At 68.5% G+C, this 17,455-nt stretch carries 17 protein-coding genes and 5 pseudogenes; 8 read left to right on the top strand and 14 right to left on the bottom strand.

The window, feature by feature from the left end; genetic code table 11:
* Positions 1-115 precede the first annotated feature (115 nt).
* Positions 116-1,306, top strand: a pseudogene (locus ABZ865_RS41340) (IS256 family transposase); the annotation flags it as partial.
* 100 nt (positions 1,307-1,406) lie between these two features.
* On the opposite strand, the gene ABZ865_RS41335 reads toward ABZ865_RS41340, so the two are convergent.
* Entirely contained in the window at positions 1,407-1,829 is a 423-nt protein-coding gene (locus tag ABZ865_RS41335) for a hypothetical protein (protein ID WP_361242509.1), read from the bottom strand.
* 452 nt (positions 1,830-2,281) lie between these two features.
* Between ABZ865_RS41335 and ABZ865_RS41330 the strand changes: the two genes are divergently transcribed.
* The 3 genes from ABZ865_RS41330 (at position 2,282) to ABZ865_RS41320 (ending at position 5,605) form a co-directional block, all read left to right on the top strand.
* Positions 2,282-2,683 carry a hypothetical protein gene (locus tag ABZ865_RS41330; RefSeq protein WP_361242503.1) on the top strand — a complete coding sequence of 134 codons (402 nt, stop codon included), beginning with the start codon at positions 2,282-2,284 and terminating at the stop codon, positions 2,681-2,683.
* Between the two features lie 527 nt (positions 2,684-3,210).
* Positions 3,211-4,620 (top strand): sulfatase, encoded by a 1,410-nt coding sequence (locus tag ABZ865_RS41325; protein ID WP_361242500.1) that lies wholly within the window; start codon positions 3,211-3,213, stop codon positions 4,618-4,620.
* A gap of 85 nt (positions 4,621-4,705) precedes the next feature.
* Complete coding sequence (locus ABZ865_RS41320) at positions 4,706-5,605, top strand: formylglycine-generating enzyme family protein (protein WP_361242497.1); 900 nt, start codon at positions 4,706-4,708, stop codon at positions 5,603-5,605.
* 88 nt (positions 5,606-5,693) lie between these two features.
* Here ABZ865_RS41320 and gvpO read toward each other — a convergent pair.
* Positions 5,694-5,918, bottom strand: a pseudogene (gvpO, locus tag ABZ865_RS41315) (gas vesicle protein GvpO); the annotation flags it as partial.
* A gap of 112 nt (positions 5,919-6,030) precedes the next feature.
* Here gvpO and ABZ865_RS41310 point away from each other — a divergent pair.
* Together ABZ865_RS41310 and ABZ865_RS41305 are read left to right on the top strand one after the other, a co-directional pair.
* Complete coding sequence (locus tag ABZ865_RS41310) at positions 6,031-6,543, top strand: hypothetical protein (RefSeq protein ID WP_361242494.1); 513 nt, start codon at positions 6,031-6,033, stop codon at positions 6,541-6,543.
* Between the two features lie 675 nt (positions 6,544-7,218).
* Entirely contained in the window at positions 7,219-7,374 is a 156-nt protein-coding gene (locus tag ABZ865_RS41305) for a hypothetical protein (protein WP_361242491.1), read from the top strand.
* A 347-nt stretch (positions 7,375-7,721) separates the two neighbouring features.
* Here ABZ865_RS41305 and ABZ865_RS41300 read toward each other — a convergent pair.
* From ABZ865_RS41300 to ABZ865_RS41250, 11 genes and pseudogenes are all read right to left on the bottom strand, one after another.
* Positions 7,722-8,081: pseudogene (locus ABZ865_RS41300) on the bottom strand (site-specific integrase); the annotation flags it as partial.
* A gap of 262 nt (positions 8,082-8,343) precedes the next feature.
* Positions 8,344-8,610 carry a DUF4235 domain-containing protein gene (locus tag ABZ865_RS41295; RefSeq protein ID WP_361242488.1) on the bottom strand — a complete coding sequence of 89 codons (267 nt, stop codon included), beginning with the start codon at positions 8,608-8,610 and terminating at the stop codon, positions 8,344-8,346.
* A gap of 7 nt (positions 8,611-8,617) precedes the next feature.
* Positions 8,618-9,034 (bottom strand): DUF3618 domain-containing protein, encoded by a 417-nt coding sequence (locus tag ABZ865_RS41290; protein ID WP_361242485.1) that lies wholly within the window; start codon positions 9,032-9,034, stop codon positions 8,618-8,620.
* The gene (locus ABZ865_RS41285) at positions 9,031-9,402 is read right to left on the bottom strand and encodes a phage holin family protein (RefSeq protein WP_361242482.1); all 372 of its coding nucleotides are present in this window, start codon (positions 9,400-9,402) and stop codon (positions 9,031-9,033) included. The genes ABZ865_RS41290 and ABZ865_RS41285 overlap by 4 nt, the downstream gene beginning before the upstream one ends.
* A gap of 288 nt (positions 9,403-9,690) precedes the next feature.
* Positions 9,691-10,338, bottom strand: coding sequence for a phosphatase PAP2 family protein (locus ABZ865_RS41280; protein ID WP_361242479.1), 648 nt, complete (start codon positions 10,336-10,338; stop codon positions 9,691-9,693).
* A gap of 59 nt (positions 10,339-10,397) precedes the next feature.
* Entirely contained in the window at positions 10,398-11,462 is a 1,065-nt protein-coding gene (locus ABZ865_RS41275; RefSeq protein ID WP_361242476.1) for a YihY/virulence factor BrkB family protein, read from the bottom strand.
* Between the two features lie 62 nt (positions 11,463-11,524).
* Entirely contained in the window at positions 11,525-11,875 is a 351-nt protein-coding gene (locus tag ABZ865_RS41270) for an ANTAR domain-containing protein (RefSeq protein ID WP_361242473.1), read from the bottom strand.
* 206 nt (positions 11,876-12,081) lie between these two features.
* The gene (locus ABZ865_RS41265; protein WP_361242471.1) at positions 12,082-12,294 is read right to left on the bottom strand and encodes a hypothetical protein; all 213 of its coding nucleotides are present in this window, start codon (positions 12,292-12,294) and stop codon (positions 12,082-12,084) included.
* A 277-nt stretch (positions 12,295-12,571) separates the two neighbouring features.
* Positions 12,572-12,703, bottom strand: coding sequence for a hypothetical protein (locus ABZ865_RS41260; RefSeq protein ID WP_361242506.1), 132 nt, complete (start codon positions 12,701-12,703; stop codon positions 12,572-12,574).
* Between the two features lie 56 nt (positions 12,704-12,759).
* Positions 12,760-13,083: pseudogene (locus ABZ865_RS41255) on the bottom strand (DUF4158 domain-containing protein); the annotation flags it as partial.
* A gap of 315 nt (positions 13,084-13,398) precedes the next feature.
* Entirely contained in the window at positions 13,399-14,490 is a 1,092-nt protein-coding gene (locus ABZ865_RS41250) for a PP2C family protein-serine/threonine phosphatase (RefSeq protein WP_361242468.1), read from the bottom strand.
* Positions 14,491-14,750: 260 nt separating this feature from the next.
* On the opposite strand from ABZ865_RS41250, the pseudogene ABZ865_RS41245 reads away from it, so the two are divergent.
* A pseudogene (locus ABZ865_RS41245) lies at positions 14,751-14,978 on the top strand (transposase); the annotation flags it as partial.
* On the opposite strand, the gene ABZ865_RS41240 reads toward ABZ865_RS41245, so the two are convergent.
* Entirely contained in the window at positions 14,943-15,728 is a 786-nt protein-coding gene (locus ABZ865_RS41240; RefSeq protein ID WP_361242465.1) for a class I SAM-dependent methyltransferase, read from the bottom strand. The pseudogene ABZ865_RS41245 and the gene ABZ865_RS41240 overlap by 36 nt on opposite strands.
* A gap of 838 nt (positions 15,729-16,566) precedes the next feature.
* On the opposite strand from ABZ865_RS41240, the gene ABZ865_RS41235 reads away from it, so the two are divergent.
* Positions 16,567-17,450 (top strand): IS5 family transposase gene (locus ABZ865_RS41235; RefSeq protein ID WP_361242462.1). Its coding sequence is split into 2 segments (ribosomal slippage): positions 16,567-16,741 and positions 16,741-17,450, totalling 885 coding nucleotides; the frame shifts between segments, so codons are not numbered across the junction.
* Positions 17,451-17,455: the final 5 nt, after the last annotated feature.

Below are 17,455 nucleotides of genomic sequence, written 5' to 3'. Positions count from 1 at the left end.
GGAACAGCTCCCACAACTCGTCCGGCACCAGCCGCTCAACGATCCCCACCACGAACGACAGCCTACCCAGGCAGCCAAATGAGATGAAGTCTAAGTCCAACCCGGGGAGTGCACGATGGCCTTGTCCCAGTCTGACCTGTTGCGGCTGCTGGAGTCACTACGTGCGGCGGATGGAGTCGAGACAATCCGCGTGGTGTGCGAGCGCATTCTGCAGGAACTGATCGAGGCGGAGGCCACCGCCCGGATCGGCGCCGAGTGGAACGAGCACACCGAGTCCCGCACCACCTGGCGCAACGGGCACCGCGAGAAGACGCTGGCCACGCAGGCCGGCGATGTGGAGCTGGCGATCCCGAAGATCCGGGCGGGGAGCTTCTTCCCCTCTCTGCTGGAGCGCCGCCGCCGGATCGACCGGGCCTTGTATGCGGTGGTGATGGAGGCATACGTGCTCGGGGTGTCCACCCGCAACGTCGATGACCTGGTCAAACCCCTGGGCGCGGACACCGGCATCTCCAAGAGCGAGGTCTCGCGGATCTGTGCCGGGATGGATGCGGAACTGACGGCTATCCGTACCCGGCCGCTGGATCACACCCGCTTTCCCTATCTGTTCTTGGACGCCACCTACGTCAAGGCCCGGGTGAACCATCAGATCGTCTCGCAGGCCGTGGTGATCGCTACCGGCGTCAGCGAGCAGGGAAACCGCGAGGTGGTCGGGGTAATGGTGGATGACAGCGAGAGCGAGGCGTCCTGGACCGCGTTCTAACGCAGCTTGCGCGAGCGGGGGCTTTGCGGGGTGTGGTTGGTGGTCTCCGACAGCCATTCGGGTCTGATCAAGGCCATCCACAAGGTCATGTTCGGTGCCGGCTGGCAGCGCTGCCGGGTTCATTTCGTGCGCAACGTCTTCTCGGTGATCGAAAAGGGCACCGGGGAGATGGTCGCCGCGACCATCCGCACCATCTTCGCCCAGCCCACCGCTGAGGCCGTCCGGGCCCAGCTGGATACTGTCGCCGACACGCTCGGCAGACAGTTCCCCAAGGTCAAGACCATGCTGCTGGAGGCGAAAGAGGACCTCACCGCCTTCGCCGACTTCCCCCAGCAGCACTGGAAAAAGATCCAGTCCACCAACCCGCTGGAACGGATCAACCGCGAGATCAAACGTCGCACCAACGTCGTCCAGGTCTTCCCCAACCCCGAGGCCGTCCTACGACTGGCCACCGCAGTGCTGGCCGAAATGCACGACGAATGGATCGCCTTCCCCCGCCGCTACCTCTCCGAAGAGAGCATGGCCACCATCTACGCCACCGCCGACACCGAGGCCCTCCCCGGCACGGCAGGGGGACACGATCGACTAAACCGCTCATGTGCGATGCCGGACCATGTACAGCTCACCCGGCCGCGCGGCAGCCGGGTCAACTCGCCGGGCTGGTCAGGACGCAGTTCGGATAATCGTTGTCCGGATCGCCGACGGCGACCCAGAGCTTCAAGACCTTGCCTTGCCTCAAGGCGCCGTAGGAGTCGGGCCGCCGCTCAACCCTTTCGGGATGATAGGCGTCGACGGGGTGATCGGCGTCGAAGGACACAGCGACGAAGCTTTGCTTCTTGTTGGAGCCTTGCTCCCAGGTGCCTGTTCCGGACCAGGTCAAACCCTCGTACCAGCGGACGGCGACGCAGACTTTGTCGGCGATGAACGTCCCGCGCGGATTCAGCGTGAGGGTGCCGCCGTCGGCATCGGTCCACGTGGTCGCAAGTTCGGCTGGTTTCAGCACGACCGGTTCGCCATCGGGCGGCGGCATGACCGTGAACCTGCCGCAGGCCGTGAGAGCAAGGGCCATGGCGAGCAAGATCAGCGCAGTACGACTGTAACGCAACACACTCCCCCCTCCGCAGGCCGCGTGCGCGACCGGTGGACTCAAGAACCCGCGCCGTACCCTGGCACGGAGTTTGAACATGTTCAAGTCTCAGTCGTCGCGCGGCCAACGCCACGTGAGGAGCGTCGACGTGCAGAAGACTAGAGCCAACCTTCGCGGGGATCTGCGGACCGATTGCGGTGGGCGGAACGGGCGCGTACGCGCCCGGTGCGGCAGCGGCCGCAGCGGGGTTTGCGAGTCAGACCCGCAGGTAGGGCCCCGCCGCCTGCGACTGCGAATGTTCTCCGCCGCTGCCCCACTCCGCCGCTGTGGTTGCGGTACTTCGCTGCCGTACCGCCTCGCGCCTCGTGGACGGCCTCGCCCTCGGGGATGCCCTGCGCGTGGCCCGGAACTCGGGGACGCCCTGGAGTATCTGGATGACGCACATCGCGCCCACCATCCTCGATGCCGCCGGGATCACCCCCAACACCCCGCAGGACGGGCACTTGCTGCTCTCCACCTACAGCCGTGACCACCTGCTGACCGAATACTGGGTGCAGATCAAGGACGACAGCAACAATGACGGTTCGGGCACGTCCCGGACCTCTTCCTACGTCACCCCGGCCAAGCAGTACACCGAGTACCACGACATCCAGACCGCCCCCGACATCGGAAAGCCCACCGAGGGCTCTGGGTCCGTCATCTTCGGGGAGTACTACGACCTGGTCAACGACCCCTACCAGCTCACCAACAAGCTCTACCAGGCGACTTCGGCCGACGAGCAGGCTCTGGGCATCCCGGCCCTGAAGTCCCAGCTCGCCGCCGACCGCGTGAGCTAGCCTCAGCCGCCCTTTCCGTCCAGGATCAGCCGGCGGGGAGGGCGGCACCCGCGACCATATCGCCGGCAGCAGCCGGTCCTCGACGTCGTCCAGGTCTGCACCAGCAATTTCCCCGCAACAATAGGGCCGGGCCCTAATAATTTCACCCCGGGCCCATTGCCCGGACCGCCCTCGCCCCCTATTCTCACAGGCATGGCAGCAGTGATTCTCGCTGCTCGCCGGCACGTCGATTTCGGGCGGCTGGCGAGTACGCTCTGTAAGGCCGCCGCGGCGTGACCGCCGGGCTCGGGCACCGCTCGTCCGAGTCCTGAGCAAGCGGGTCAACGCCTCATCATTCAACGGGACATCCGGGCCCCCACAAGCCGCTGCCGATCGCGCCTCGACTCGGCCACAGTTACGCCTGTCCCGTTTCTCCTCCACACAGTTCCCGCATATCCCAAACCAGGCTTCCGGGAATTCTGCGCGCCTTTTTAATCCGCTTGGCGAGTGGAATTCACCATGCCCAAAAACAGAAAAGGGAAAACCAAATGAGTGAGCACGAGCAGTCGCAGGTAAGCAGACGCGGCTTCCTCGCGAGCTCGGCCGCGGTCGCCGCGGCGGTCGCCGTCCCCGCGGCCGCCCAGCTGGCCACCGGCACTCCGGCCGCGGCGGCCACCCGCCCGAACATCCTGCTGATCATCACGGACGACCAGCCCAAGCACACCGACTGGGCGACCCCGAAGACGATCAGCTGGCTCGTCAACCAGGGCGTGAAGTTCACCAACGGCCACGTCAGCACGCCGCTGTGCGCCCCCTCCCGCTCCTCCGTCTTCTCCGGCCGCTACGCACACAACCACGGCGTGCTCGACAACGGCCACCCGTACAAGCTGGACCAATACACCACGGTGCAGCGCTACCTGAAGCAGGCGGGCTACCGCACCGGTCTGTTCGGCAAGTACCTCAACGCCTGGAACGTCAACGACAACCCGCCGCACTTCGAGGAGTGGGTGCTGGAGGACCCGGTCGTCTACAACGACGGCACCTACAACGACAACGGGACCGTCCACACGATCTCCGGGTACAGCACCACGATCATCACGAACAAGACCCTGGCCTTCCTGGGCAAGGCCGCGACCGACACCCGCCCCTGGTTCGCGGTCGTCACCCCCAAGGCCTCGCACGAGCCCAACACCCCTGAGACGCAGTACGCCAACACCGTCACGCCGGACTGGAACGGCCGCCCGTCTGTCTTCGAGACCGACAAGAGCGACAAGCCCGACTACATCCAGAGCGCCAACGCGACCCTCTCCGACGCCCAGGCGCTGCGGCAGCGGCAGCTGCGCACCCTGCTGTCGGTCGACGACGCGGTGCAGGCGTTCAAGGACAAGCTGGTGTCCCTCGGCCAGCTCGACAACACCCTCGTCATCTACCTCGGCGACAACGGCTACACCTGGGCCGACCACGGATGGCAGAAGAAGTCGGTGCCCTACCTACCGTCCATCGAGGTGCCGTTCTACCTGTCCTGGCCGGCCGGCGGCCTGGGCGCCGGCACCACCGACAACCGCATCGTCGCCAATATCGACATCGCGCCCACCATCCTCCACGCGGCCGGGATCACCCCGAACACCCCGCAGGACGGCAAGTCGCTGCTCGGCACCTACAGCCGTGACCACCTGCTGACCGAGTGGTGGGAAGAGGGCGTCCACCAGACGGGGAGCCCGCACACGTGGTCCTCGTACGTCGCCAAGGACAAGCAGTACACGGAGTACTACAAGCTCCACACCGACACCAACGGCAATGTGGTCGGCACCGGTGAGGTGGCGTTCCGTGAGTACTACGACCTCACGAACGACCCGTACCAGCTCACCAACAAGCTCTACGGGGCGACCTCCGCAGACGAGCAGGCTCTGGGCATCCCCGCCCTGAGGGACCAGCTCGCCGCCGACCGCGCAAGCTAGCCGCACCGGCCGGCCCCGCACCATCCGGCCGGGTGCCCCGACTCTCACGGGCACCCGGGCGACCCACTCGAACCTCGGAGAAGTCATGTCCTCCTCCTGCTGCACACCCGGCCGGGCCACCCTCACGATCGCGCCGGCCGCGTCCACCGCACCGCCCCGCTCCGAGACGGCACGCCGGATCGCCAAGCAGCTGATCGACCTCCCCGGCGGTCGGTTCCTCATGGGCGGCGACGACCCCGACGGCATCGCGGCCGACCACGAGGGCCCGGTCCGCGACGTCGAGGTCGCCGCCTTCCGGATCGCCCCCACGACCGTGACCAACGCCCAGTTCGCGAGCTTCGTCAAGGCGACCGGCTACGTCACCGAGGCCGAGAGTTTCAACTTCTCCTTCGTCTTCTACGGCCTCCTCCCCGAAGAACTCGCGAACAAGGCAGAGCCCGTTGCCGAAGTGCCGTGGTGGCGGGCGGTGGCCGGCGCGACCTGGCGGCATCCCGAAGGCCCGGGGTCGTCCATCGAATCGCGCCAGAACCACCCCGTCGTCCACATCTCCTGGAACGACGCCCAGGTCTTCTGCGAGTGGTCCGGCACGCGCCTGCCCACCGAGGCCGAGTGGGAATACGCGGCCCGCGGCGGACTCGAACGGCGCCGTTTCCCGTGGGGTGACGAATTGGCCCCGCGCGGACGGACGATGCTCAACATCTGGCAGGGCGACTTCCCCGCCCGTTACACGGGTCCCGGCGGACCCGGCACCGTACCCGTGAAGGCGCACCGCCCCAACGGCTACGGCCTCTACAACACCGTGGGAAACGTGTGGGAGTGGACGGCCGACTGGTTCGTCCCGGACATCTCCCGCGTCATGCGCGGCGGCTCCTACCTGTGCCACGACTCGTACTGCAACCGCTACCGCGTCGCGGCCCGCAGCCGTAACACCCCCGACAACTCGACGGGCAACATCGGCTTCCGCGTGGCGGCCGACGGCCGGTAGCAAGGTCCCTGGGGGTGTGACCCCCTCTGTCGACCTGCGCGCGGGTGTACCGCCGTACGCGCTCGTACGAGACCAGCTGGGCCGCGGGGTCCAGAACGACCTTGTAGCTGGCCATCACGCTGCTCGTCTCAGGGATGCGCTCCAGCTCTACGACCTCGACCTCGGCCTCCCAGCCGTCGTCGATCGGTCTCAGTGCGGAAGCAGACTCTGGGGCCCCAGCAGCTCGGCGAGCTGCTGGACCGTACCCCGCAGGGCCTTGGTCGCGGACGCCCGCTCCCGGGGCGCCTTCCGCGACTAGGGGCTGTCTGACCACCCATGTGCCTCATGGGACTGCCACGGATGTCCGGGCCCAGATGCGTCAGCAGGCCATCAGTCTGAGCCTGAGAGCAGGCCGCATCGGCAGACCAGCTGCGAAAGGGCTCTTGATGCATCGCGAGACGTTGGGCATTTACCTGAACGATCACCTGGCCGGAGCCACGCTCGGCGTCGGCCTCGCGCGGCGCGTGGCCCGGCGGTATCGCCGTTCTGGCCGCAGCGCCGATCTGGAGCAGATCGCCGAGGAGATCGCTCAAGACCGGCAGGCGCTGCTCAGCATCATGGACGACCTCGGCGTGACGGCCAGTCGCTACAAGATGTGCGCGGGGTGGGCGGCAGAGCGGGTGAGGCGGTTGAAACCCAACGCTGTGCTTCACCGGAAATCGGGCCTTGACACGGTCATGGAACTGGAGACTCTACGGTTGGGCGTGGAGGGCAAGTCCCTGCTGTGGCTCATGCTGCTGCCGCTGGCTCCTGGCCGGCCTGATCTGGACGAGTCACAGCTGAAGGATCTGCTGGATCGCGCACACCGCCAGATCCGAGCCCTCGAGGAACTGCGCCGCACGGCAGCGGCCGCCGTCTTCTCACTGCAGGATGCGCGGACAACACCCGCGGAGCAGTGAGCCGTGAGTGCCGGCCGAGGACGAAAGCCGCGCGAGCCTGTCTTCAGAGGCGGCGCCAGGAGTCGTCACCGAGATGGGAGCCGGCCATCGGCCCATGCGGAGCATGCCAGGCTCTCCAGACTGCTCGGAGCGAGCCCGGCAACGTCTCGGGCCCAGCAGTACTCGGCAACCGTGTCGTGGAAAAGCGACCGCTCGTCGCGGGGTCCCGCCGACTCGGCGGCTCTGCGTTGCAGCGTGAGCACGCCCGCCAGACCCGGCTCTTGATCTCCACCCGGATCGGTCTTCGTACTGCCGCCGGTGATGAGCGAGAAGCGGCGGCTTCCAGAATCCGACACGAGACCGCAAATTACGGGCCGATCTCCTGGAATCTGCGAGTAATCGTCAGAACCTCACACCATCTAGTGAGCGCACCATGAAAGGCCTTGACCTGCGTGAACAGGAAGGACTCACGACTGTGATGATCCGGGGAACCCGCCGGATCTCCACTATCCAGCCGGCCGGTCAGCGCGCCGCCCTCTTATCAGCCTGGACCAGCTCACCCCGCGGCCGGCGGCCGACCTCGTCGCCGGCGCTCTCTTCCCCGAGTACGAGAACACCCTCGCGGCCGACACGCGGCAGGCGTTCCTCGGCGGCCACTTCCCGGTGCCCAACAGCGCAGAGAAACTCACGGAGGCGATGATCGACCTCGTTGACTCCGGCGCGACCCCGCTCCGCCTCCCGCTCGGCCTCGACACCTACGAAGACGTCCGCGCCGCCCTCACCGGCCGGCTCGCCGAACACGAGGCTCATCGCGACGTCGCCCACTCAGTGGCGGCCACAACCGCCCGGTGACCGAAACCCGCGTCAGTAGCCGCCGACGATGAGTGAGTACGCGGGTTCGCCGTACTCGGCGATGTATGCCGCGCGGTTCTCCGCGATGATCGCCCGGCCGCCCTCTGCGCTGAGGTGGTCGACCGAGGAGACGGCCAGTATCTGCCGCCCGTCGACGTTGGACGTGTCAGTGCGATCCGGCGGGCCAGTTCGGCGACGACGCTGGGAGCCGACTCGACCGGCGCGGGCCCCGGAGGACCATGGCCGACTGTGCCCCTGGCGGCGTGGGCGCTCGGAGCGGCGGCGAACGGCGGTACGCGTCTGGCCCTGGTGTTGTTCCACGGTAGGGAACACCGCTGACAGCAGGGTCAGCGGCGCGCGTCGCCGGGGGCAAGCAGGCTGGTCAGCTCCGAGATCGCCTCGGGGGATGGCTTGAAGTAGCGGCGGACGTTCTCCGGCTTCTTGTGCCGCGACTTCGCCATCAGCATCAGCAGGGAGGCGCCCTGCTCGCCGAGCTGGGTCAGGGCGGAATGGCGGTACTCGTGCAGGTCCCAGCCGGTGCCCGGCCCGCGTACGGCGGTGTGCTCGTCCAGCAGGGCTCGGGCCTGACCGTAGGAGAGCCGGGCCAGGCCGGTGTCCGGGCACACGTCGCGCGGACTGACCACCTTTCCCGGGCCGGGGCGGCGGCGGGTGACGAACACCGGGCCCCGGGTCCGGCCTCGCAGCAGGCCGAACCTGCGGCCACCGACACAGCGGCTACGCCGCCGAGGGTGATGGCGTGCGTGGTCTGCCGCCCGGAGCCGATGTTCGCGAGGGTCGTGCCAGAAGGATCGGGCGGCGGTCGTCGTGGTGGCGGTGGTCTGGGATGCCTGCTCGATCAGGCGGGCGACCGCGCCCGGCTGGGACACCGTTGATCCTTCGGGTGGGTACTGGTCGGGAGAGGGGGCCGGTATCCGTGTCGTACCGGCCCTCCCGCATCCTTGTGTGCCGTCAGCCGGGCCATGTACCAGTCAGGCGGCGGGTGGCGGTGGCGCCGGCGCGGTCGACGGCCGCTTTGACCCCAGCGAAGATCGCGCCCTGCAGCGTGGCGGCGAGCAGCACCTCGCGCCAGGAGCGTTCTTCGTCGGTGGCGTCCGGGGCGTCCTCGTCGTGGCCGAGTATTTTCCACGCCTGCTTGAACAGCGCCCCCGCGGCCATCCCGCTGACGGCACCGAGCGCCAACCCCACCGGCTTGTAAGCGATCTTGGACGCTTTCACCCGGAATTCACCCCTTCCGGCGACGGCATGCCAGCCACACCACGGCAGCCACGCCCGCTGCAGCCAGCAGCACCTTGCGGTTGTGCCGCGCCAGCTGCGCTCCCTGCGCCGTCTTCTGCCGCACCGGATCGGGCGTCTTCTCCTCCCACAGCTGACCGGCCTGGGCTGTCTTCGCCCGGGCTTGTTCGGCGGCCTTCGCCTTCAGTTCCCCGGCCTTGACCGTGGCTTGCTCCTTCAGCTCGCCGGCCTTCGCGGCGGCCTGCTCCTTGGCCTCGGCGGCCTTCTCCTGGGCACGCGCCTTGACGTCGGTCTTGGCCGCCAGTGCCTGGACCGTCTGCCCGAGCTCTTCGCGGGTGTGCTCGACCTGCTCGCGCAGCTCGGCGGGGCCGGCGGCGGTGGGCTCGTCGTGAGGCGGCTGAGTCATCGCTGTGCACTCTCCTTGATCTCGGCCACGTCGGCCTTCACGTTCTCGACCGTCTGCTCGGGCGTGGGCGGCGCGGCCTGGTCGACCTGCTTCTTCCCGCTCATGGCCATCACCGCGGCGACCATGCCCAGAACCGCGGTCACGATCAGCCCGGCTGTCCACACCGGCAGCGTCACCGCCAGCGCGGCGATCACGGTGGCGACCAGCGCTTGCAGCATCAACAAGCCCACGACGCCGGCACCGCCGAACAGGCCACCGCCCCTGCCGTAGCGCTTGCCCTTCTCCTTCATCTCCGCCTGCGCCAGACGCAGTTCGCCGCGCACCAGCTCAGTCAGCTGCTGCGAGGCCCGTTGCACCAGCTCGCCCACCGGCTCCTGGCCCAAGCGGTCCGTGCTCTGACCGGATCCGGAAGCCTGCGGCTGCGTACTCGACACGGCGGTCACCTCCCGTCCCTCTCAAGTTCCTGCTCGGCGGGGCAGCGCCATGCGCCCGACCATTTCGACGAACGCGCGAGTACCCCGAACAGGTGAGTCCGGGCCACGGCGGCGCCCGCTTGCACCGCCCCGCCGCCCAACACGTCCGGCCCTTCGCCCGGCGGCGGCAACCGGTGTCGACGGTCAGCCAATTCGGAATTGCATGACCGCTGACACACGGGATCACGTCCCGTCTCCTCGGCCCTGCGCCTGAGCGGCCAGCCGCTTGGTTACGTCGTCGTTTGGTGCCCCGTACGTTTCTCCCGTCGCACCTGGCCTGTCTCGGCCGCTAGAGCTGGTGGCGAAGGACCAGACGGGGGCGTGTCGGGTGAGCCAGGCGCTGGCCAGGCCGATGGCGGCCCCGGCGGCGACATCGGTGGGGTAGTGGGCGCCGCTTTGTACTCGCTCGAGCGCCACCATGACGGCAGGCAGGGCACACGCTGCGCCTGCGGCCGGCCCTGTGGCTGCCACGGTGGCGGTGAACGCCACTGCGGCGGCGGTGTGCCCGGAGGGGAAGGAGGAGGGGCGGTCGTCGGCCTCGTCGTGGGGGAACCACTCCTTCGGTGGCCGGGGCCGGTCGGCCGGCTGCTTGCACAGGCCGTTCGAGATCAGCTGCGCCACGGCCAGGGCGGCCATGCCGGTGACTGCCGTCGTGCGGCCGCGCCACCCGCCCAGCCACGTCATCGCGGCGGCCGCGCCGCACCACAGCTTCCCGCTCGCGGCGGCCTCCTCCACCGCTGAGAGCACTTTGCCGGCGCGCGGTGGGATGCGGCTGGCCGCCTGTTTGCTCAGCGACCGATCGGCGTCGCGCAGCCCTGCCAGAAGCCTCATAAGAGGCGAATATCCTGCAGGTCAACGGCCTACCCCCCGCGTGATCAAAGGGTGGCCGGTCACGCCTCGCCCAGGCGGCGCCGGTCATCCTCGTCCCACTTGCGGGTGTCGCGGGGCTGGGTGTACGGCTCGGTGTCGGGCGGCAGGCCGCCGGCGATGGCCCGCTGGCGCGCGGTCTCGGCGTCGAACTCCAGGCCCAGCAGGATGGCCAGGTTGGTGATCCACAGCCAGACGAGGAAGACGATGACGCCGGCCATGGTGCCGTAGGTCTTGTTGTAGGAGGCGAAGTTCGCGACGTAGAACGCGAACCCGGCGGAGGCGATCATCCAGATCACCAGGGCGAGGAAGCTGCCCGGCGTGATCCACCGGAACCCCTTCACTCTCGCGTTCGGGCTCGCCCAGTACAGGATCGCGATCATGACGGTGACCAGGACCACGAGGACGGGCCACTTCGCGATCGACCACACGGTCAACGCGGTGCCGCCGATCCCCAGCGCGGTACCGGCGTGGCGGGCCAGGCCGCCGGTGAACACCACGATGAGCGCACTGGCCATCGCCAGCACCATGAGCACGGCCGTCACGCCCAGCCGGACGGGGAGAATCTTCCATACCGGGCGGCCCTCCGGCATGTCGTAGACGGCGTTCGCCGCGCGGATGAACGCGGCCACATAGCCGGAGGCCGACCACACCGCCAGCACGATGCCGACAATGGCCATGATCGAGCCGATGCCGGAGTTGTTCTGCAGCTGCTCCACGGCGCGGGTGATGATGTCCCTGGCCGAGCCGGGGGCCAGTTTCCTGAGGTTGGCCAGTACCGCGTTGGTCGCGGACTTGCCGGTGATGCCCAGCAGCGACACGAGCACCAGCAGCGCCGGGAACAGCGACAGCACCGCGTAGTACGTCAGGGCCGCCGCGCGGTCGGTCAGCTCATCGTCCTTGAACTCCCCCAGCGCGCCCCTGAGGACGCCACCCCAGGCCCGCCTGGGCAGCTTCGACGGCGTGCCCGGGGCCCGGCGCTCCACCTCTGGTCCGGGCCCGACCTCCTCGGGTGCCGGCACTTCTCGTGCCTGCGCCTCGTCCCGGCCGTGGTGCGCTTTCCGTCCTGGAAGATGCAGCCTCGCCATAAACGTCGGGTAACCCCTCACGGCCCCCTCTACGCCACCAGAGCCCACGCGTGCTGCCTCGATCACCTCCGACGGCTGAGGGCAGCGCGGAGCTCTGCCAGAACCGTCTCGGGCAGGGCGGCGCCCTGCGCATGCTTGATGATCTGCTCGGCGATCGAGGAGAGCTTGGTGTTGGTGTGCTGCGAGATCTCACGCAGCACCGTGAACCCGTCCTGCGGACCGACCTCCGCCATCCTCACCAGCACCCCGATGGCCTGGTCCACGACCGCGTGAGAGGTGACCGCTCGCTCCAGTTGCGCGTTCTTCGCCTGCAGCTGCTCGACCTGCGCCCGCAACTGCGTGACCTGCTGAACGAGGTCGACGACGCGGGGACCAGCGCTGGGGTCTCGGCCAGGGAGCGCGGGTGGGGCCATGCGTATCACCGTGGGTGGCGGCGGAGCAGGGACGCAGGTTCGCCTGCCCCCGTCCTCCCTTGGGTATCCCCGCGCCGGGGGAAGGTCACAGCACCATGGCCGGAAAGAGGTGGGCCTCCGGGACGGGACTCGCACGGCTCGGCGGGCTTGCTTGCGAACCCCGCTCGCAGCGGGCAGCCCCATGGCCAGCTGCCATACCGACGTGATCAGGCTACGTCGCGGTAGCGCGGCGGCCGGTCAGCGCCCTGCGACCGGCTCGTGCTGTGGACCAGACGCAGATGACGCCCACGCGCGTGCCGGGCCACCCCCGGCCGGCCCGACAGCCAGTCCTCGATGCGGTCCATCCCGTACAGCAGCAGGGCCAGTACAGGCAGCAGCAACACAGCGACGGCGATCACGGTGACAGATCCCTGCAACACCTCACCGGGTTTCCACCAGTCCCCCGGCCAGCAGCTGACCCCTGTGAAGGTCTCGTGACCACCGGGGTGCGGATGGCTCCCGGCGGCGGCCCTTTGCGCCCCCAGGCATGGAATGCGCAGGGAAAGCATCGGGCGGCTCCAGTTCGGCTCACGCCGTCGACCAGCGAGCAACGCCGGTGCCCGCGCGCCACCACCTTCGCCGGTGTCGGCAAACCCTGGCGGGCTCAAGCGGTCAACGCACCAGAGACAGCACCGTCTCCTCGTCGCCGTCGGCGGCCTAGTACTGCTCGGCCTCATCCGCGTCCTCCGCGACCAGTGCCAGCACCCGCTGCTTCACCTCCACCGGCAGCCGAGCGGTGATGGTGGCGAACCAGGTGTCCTCCGCGGCGTGCATGGCGGAGCGGACCATCCGCGTGATCCGGTCCGGCTTCGGCGGCTCGATGCACTCCTCACGCAGTGTTTCAGCAGCTCCTCGCGCACCCGGTCCGCGTTCCGCTCCGCGTGCGCGACGCTCGCCGCCAGCCAGTCCATCAGCTTCTCCGCGCCCTGCACCGAGCAGACCCGGAAGCCCAAGTGCTTGCGCATCTGGGAGCGGTGGTATTCGATCGTGCTGCCGGCCCACTGGTAGGAGGCGAACTCCTCGGCTGGCACCTTCATCTGCCGGGCGACGAAGGAGACCACTGCGTCCGGGAAGTCCGCCCGGCTCCTCGGGAACCGGCCGTGCCGGGTGCAGTACTTCAGTAGCCTCGTCCCGCCCCGCTTCCCCCCCCACGAGCTCCATCTCGTCATCGAGCACCGTCCAGTGGTCGACCAGCTCGTCCATCCCCACCGGCTGCCGACTCATGGCCGCAGATCATGTCGGAGAGGACCAGGACACAACGGCCTCTCCATCAAAGATCCACACCTCGTTTGGGGCTCATGGCACTTCCGCTACCGGCACCCGATCCAGCAGGGAACTGCAGGGCAAGATTCCGGGCCTCGGCGATCTCCTCGCTTCCCTCGAATGCGGCGGACACCGTGATCCGCTCGTCCGTCAGCGGGTGCCGCTCAGCGCATGATGGAGCGTCCACCATCAGGGATCGCTTCGCACGCGGTCCCAAGGTCTCAGATGGCCGGCATACCGACTCCTTCGTCGAGCCGGTCGACAAGGATCATCGCCACGTCGTCCGCCAAGCGGCCTTCGGTGTGCCCGAGCAGCGCCTGGTGCAGTTGCCCAAGAAACTCCTGAGGAGTGGTGCTGCAGTTGATCGACTCCATGGCCTCCGGCAGAGGGAAGAAGCCGTTGCCGGGGTTGCGGGCTTCGATCACGCCGTCGGTGTACAGGAGCAGACGGTCCCCGGGTACGAACGGATAGGTCTCAGGTTTCTCGGCAGGGCAGGTGATCAGGTCCTCCAGGCCCAGGGGCGGCTGCGGCGAGGAGGGCATCAAAGCCTGAGTTCGGCCCTGGTGGAGTACCAGCGGGGGCGGGTGGCCGCGGTTGACCAGTTGCACTACGGGGTCGTCGTTCGGCACCTGGGCGATGAGTGCAGTGGTGAACCCCTCCATCAGGGCTTCCTCGGGAAAGGCGCCCGGCACGGCCGCCTCCCGGCGCAACGCGGCCGCGCAGTGGTTCATGACCCCCACCAGGTCGTCCTCATAGTGCACGACCACCCGGAACGCGCCCAGCGCCACCGCGACCGCATGCATGCCGCTCAGCCCCTTGCCGCGGACGTCCCCCACGATCATCCGGACGCCGTACCGCGTCTGCACGGCTTCGTACAGATCACCCCCTACCTGCGCCCCAGTCCCGGCCGCCAGGCACAGGCTGGCCGCCCGCACGGGGCCGAGGCGCTCGGGGACCGGCCGCAGAATGACCTCCTGTGCGGCAACGGCGATCCGGCGGACCTGGTCGAGTTCGCTCTTCCTGTACGCACCCATGATGCTGCTGGTGATGAAACCGGCCACCGAGACCAGAGCCAGGGCCAGGAAGTTGGTGTAGACCTGCAGGGTGCCCCATGCCTGGTGGTACGTGGCCGTGGTCACGCTGACCGCCAGCGCGAGAGCCACCGCCACGGCCGTGCGTTTGGGGCCCATCGTCACCGCCGCCAGCGCCGGCACCGCGGCAAGAAAGGGACCGGTATAGATGAAGTGAGCAGGGGTGAGCTCGATGACCAGCACGGCCAGCGCGATCACAAACGGCACGCACTGCGCCAGCACGAGCAGGACCCTGCTTTGACCGCCCACTCCTGGTCGAGAGGGTGAGCGGAAGAGCGACACCACACCTTCAGCGTGCCTCGCCGACGCCCTGACGGCCTCCCGGCTCGGCGACCAGGACGCCTGACCGTGGGGCGTCAACGGACTGCATCACGGGGATGGATCTCCGGTGGCAACGCCCTGCAGGCCGTGATCAAGACGTGCACCCATGGCTGCGCGAAGATCAATCGGCAGCTGTTTCTGATCTCAGCCGGGTCGCCAACTGGGCCGAGGCGAACAACGTCGAGATCTCCTACACCCCAACCAACTCCTCATGGCTGAACCGGATCGAGGCCCAGTTCACCGCCCTGCGCTACGTCACCCTCGACGGCACCGACCACGCCAGCCACAAGGAGCAGGGAAGCATGATCCGCCGCTATATCATCTGGCGGAACAAGCACGCCCAGGACGAGCGCCTACGCGACACCGTGAACAGGGCGAACGTCGCCTGAGGCAGCCGCACCCCGACGGAACAACGCGGTCCACAGGAAGGTCACGCCGAACAGCGCTGACTCGGGCGGCTCCTCCCGCATGCGCCGCAGTTCGACCTCTGTCAGATTGGAGAAGATCCGGCGCAGTGATTCGGGCGTGTAGGCGAGGCCGCCCTGCAGATCACGCTCGCGGTAGAGGTCCGCGTCGGCGAGCTCCGACCCCATGCCCTGCTCGCCGGCGGCGAAGCTGGTGAGCGCGAGATGACCGCCGGGGGCCAGGACGCGGTCGAGAAGGGCCAGGTAGCTGACCCGGCGGTGCGGCGACAGGTGGTGGAAGCATCCCGAGTCGACGACCAGGTCGTACGGACCGGTCAACTCGGTGGTGGGGAGGGCGAAGGCGTCACCGCACAGGAAGCGGACGTCGACCCCGGCCTGGCGAGCCCGGTCCTCGGCCCAGGCAATGGCCACCGGGGAGAGGTCCACGGCGTCCACCTCGAAGCCGTGCGACGCGAGGTGCAGGGCATTGCGGCCCGCCCCGCAGCCCAGGTCCAGAGCCCGACCGGGAGCGATCAGCCCCTGGTCGAGGTAGGCGGCCAGATTCTCGTCGGGCTTCGCCGCGAAGAACGGGACCGGCCTCGACCGGTCGGCGTAGAAGCGGTCCCAGAAGTCCTTGCCGTCGCCGGTCCCCAAGCGGCCGGCCTCGGACTCGGATGTGAACAGCCCGTCCAAGAGTGCGAGAACGTCCTCGACGGTGCGTACGGTCCGGTCCATCCGCCCCCCTTTCCACCGAGGCCGATCATAGAAGCGAGGACGGCAAAAAGCCAGGTCAGACGGTGTATTGAGGCGGCTGGAACGGGCTGCTGCGAGCCCCAGAGGTCACCGGCAACCAACCCACTCCAGACCCCGACCCCGCGTCCGCCCAGCCATCCATCAGGAGCCAGAATGGGGCCATTCAGGACTGCGGCCCAGACACCATTTTGACGAGTCTTCCAGCGGGGCTACAGGGCGAACGTTGGCTGATGCGGCACTAGTTGGCGCCGGTGGCCCTTCTCCAGCCGGGTGCGCCCCGCGGCGAGCCGAGCCCGGCCGTCCGCGTCGAGACCGGACAGCTCGGCTCCCTCCCTGCGAGCACGCAGGTCCACGTGACCTTGCAGGAGGAGGCGGGCCAGCTCCCTCGCCCCCTGTGCGCTTCCTCGGCCCCGTCCGCGCCTGCGAGCCAGCTTGCCGGGTGCATGGCGGTTCCGGGGACGGAGCGTGGTGGCGTGGCGCATGCTTGGGCCAGCGGTGTCGTGACGACGGGGGCGGCGTGGACGGTGGCAGGCGTGGTCGGGTGGGTTCGGTCGTCAGTGGGTCGGGGGCGGCGGCGACGTGCGCACTGGGGGTGGTGACGAGCTACGCCACGAGCGCGGTGCCGTACTGGGCGTCCCGTCCTTGGGTGGTGTGGTCGGTCTTCGGTGTGCTGGCTGTTGGTGCAGTGGTGCTGGAACTGGTCAGCCGGCGTCTGGACGCCATCGAGTCCGCGGGGAATGGAGCACCGGTGAGGTTGGTGCCGCTAGGTCGTGTCCGGTGAGTCGTGTGACGCTCCCGTTGGGAACTCGTTCCGTGGGACATGGGGCGGGGAGATCTTTCGGATGAAGAGTGGGCTCGGCTGGAGCCGCACTTGCCGAGGAACCGTGGGCGGGGTGGACGCTGGCAGTGCCACCGTCGTGTGATCAACGGGATTCTGTTCCGGCTACGGACCGGCCTTCCCTGGCGGGACTTGCCTCCCTGCTTCGGTAGTTGGAGACGGTTCACGACCGTCATCGAAGGTGGTCGGCGGACGGGACGTGGGAAAGAATCCTGCGGGCCGTCCAGGCCGACGCCGATGCAGAGGGCCGGATCGACTGGAGCATGATCAGCGTTGATTCCACGACCTGCCGCGCTCATCAACACGCGGCAGGCGCCTCCACTCGTGACCCGAAGATCTCGGGGCGGCGTAAGAGTCCGGCACGTCACCGCGCCGATGAGGCCCTGGGACGCTCGCGGGGCGGGCTCACATGCAAGATCCACCTCGCCGGGGAAGGCGGGTGCCGCCCGCTCGGGTTTGTCATCACGCCCGGTCAGTGGGGGGACGCACCGCAGATGATTCCCGTCCTGGAAGAGATCCGCGTGCCCCGGCAGGCTGGTGGACGACCGCGCACCCGGCCCGACCACGTCGGGCCAGATAAGGCGTACTCGTCACGGCGCAACCGGCGACACCTGCGCAGACGCCAGATCAGGCACACGATCCCCGAACCGAGGGACCAGCGGGCCAACCGCCGGCGCCGCGGCAGCCAGGGCGGCCGCCCCGCAGGGTTCGACAAGACGATCTACCGTCGCCGCAACGAAGTCGAGCGGACCATCAACCGGCTCAAGAACTTCCGAGCGATCGCCACGCGCTTCGACAAGCGGGCGTACGTCTTCCACGGGACGGTCACCGTGGCCGCGATCCGCCTATGGCTCCGTCCAGAGTGATGCGT

This window comes from Streptomyces sp. NPDC047085 (genome assembly GCF_040643735.1).
Taxonomy (GTDB): domain Bacteria; phylum Actinomycetota; class Actinomycetes; order Streptomycetales; family Streptomycetaceae; genus Streptomyces.
The sequence above is the reverse complement of the archived record's forward strand: the minus strand, read 5'-3'. Positions and strand labels throughout refer to the sequence as shown.

Bases quoted from the DNA above. Each gene is read 5' to 3' on its own strand.
- ABZ865_RS41335 (WP_361242509.1), bottom strand. From the start codon at position 1,829: ATGGCCCTTGCTCTCACGGCCTGCGGCAGGTTCACGGTCATGCCGCCG.
- ABZ865_RS41330 (WP_361242503.1), top strand. From the start codon at position 2,282: ATGACGCACATCGCGCCCACCATCCTCGATGCCGCCGGGATCACCCCC.
- ABZ865_RS41325 (WP_361242500.1), top strand. From the start codon at position 3,211: ATGAGTGAGCACGAGCAGTCGCAGGTAAGCAGACGCGGCTTCCTCGCG.
- ABZ865_RS41320 (WP_361242497.1), top strand. From the start codon at position 4,706: ATGTCCTCCTCCTGCTGCACACCCGGCCGGGCCACCCTCACGATCGCG.
- ABZ865_RS41310 (WP_361242494.1), top strand. From the start codon at position 6,031: ATGCATCGCGAGACGTTGGGCATTTACCTGAACGATCACCTGGCCGGA.
- ABZ865_RS41305 (WP_361242491.1), top strand. From the start codon at position 7,219: ATGATCGACCTCGTTGACTCCGGCGCGACCCCGCTCCGCCTCCCGCTC.
- ABZ865_RS41290 (WP_361242485.1), bottom strand. From the start codon at position 9,034: ATGACTCAGCCGCCTCACGACGAGCCCACCGCCGCCGGCCCCGCCGAG.
- ABZ865_RS41280 (WP_361242479.1), bottom strand. From the start codon at position 10,338: ATGAGGCTTCTGGCAGGGCTGCGCGACGCCGATCGGTCGCTGAGCAAA.
- ABZ865_RS41275 (WP_361242476.1), bottom strand. From the start codon at position 11,462: ATGGCGAGGCTGCATCTTCCAGGACGGAAAGCGCACCACGGCCGGGAC.
- ABZ865_RS41270 (WP_361242473.1), bottom strand. From the start codon at position 11,875: ATGGCCCCACCCGCGCTCCCTGGCCGAGACCCCAGCGCTGGTCCCCGC.
- ABZ865_RS41260 (WP_361242506.1), bottom strand. From the start codon at position 12,703: ATGGTCCGCTCCGCCATGCACGCCGCGGAGGACACCTGGTTCGCCACC.
- ABZ865_RS41240 (WP_361242465.1), bottom strand. From the start codon at position 15,728: ATGGACCGGACCGTACGCACCGTCGAGGACGTTCTCGCACTCTTGGAC.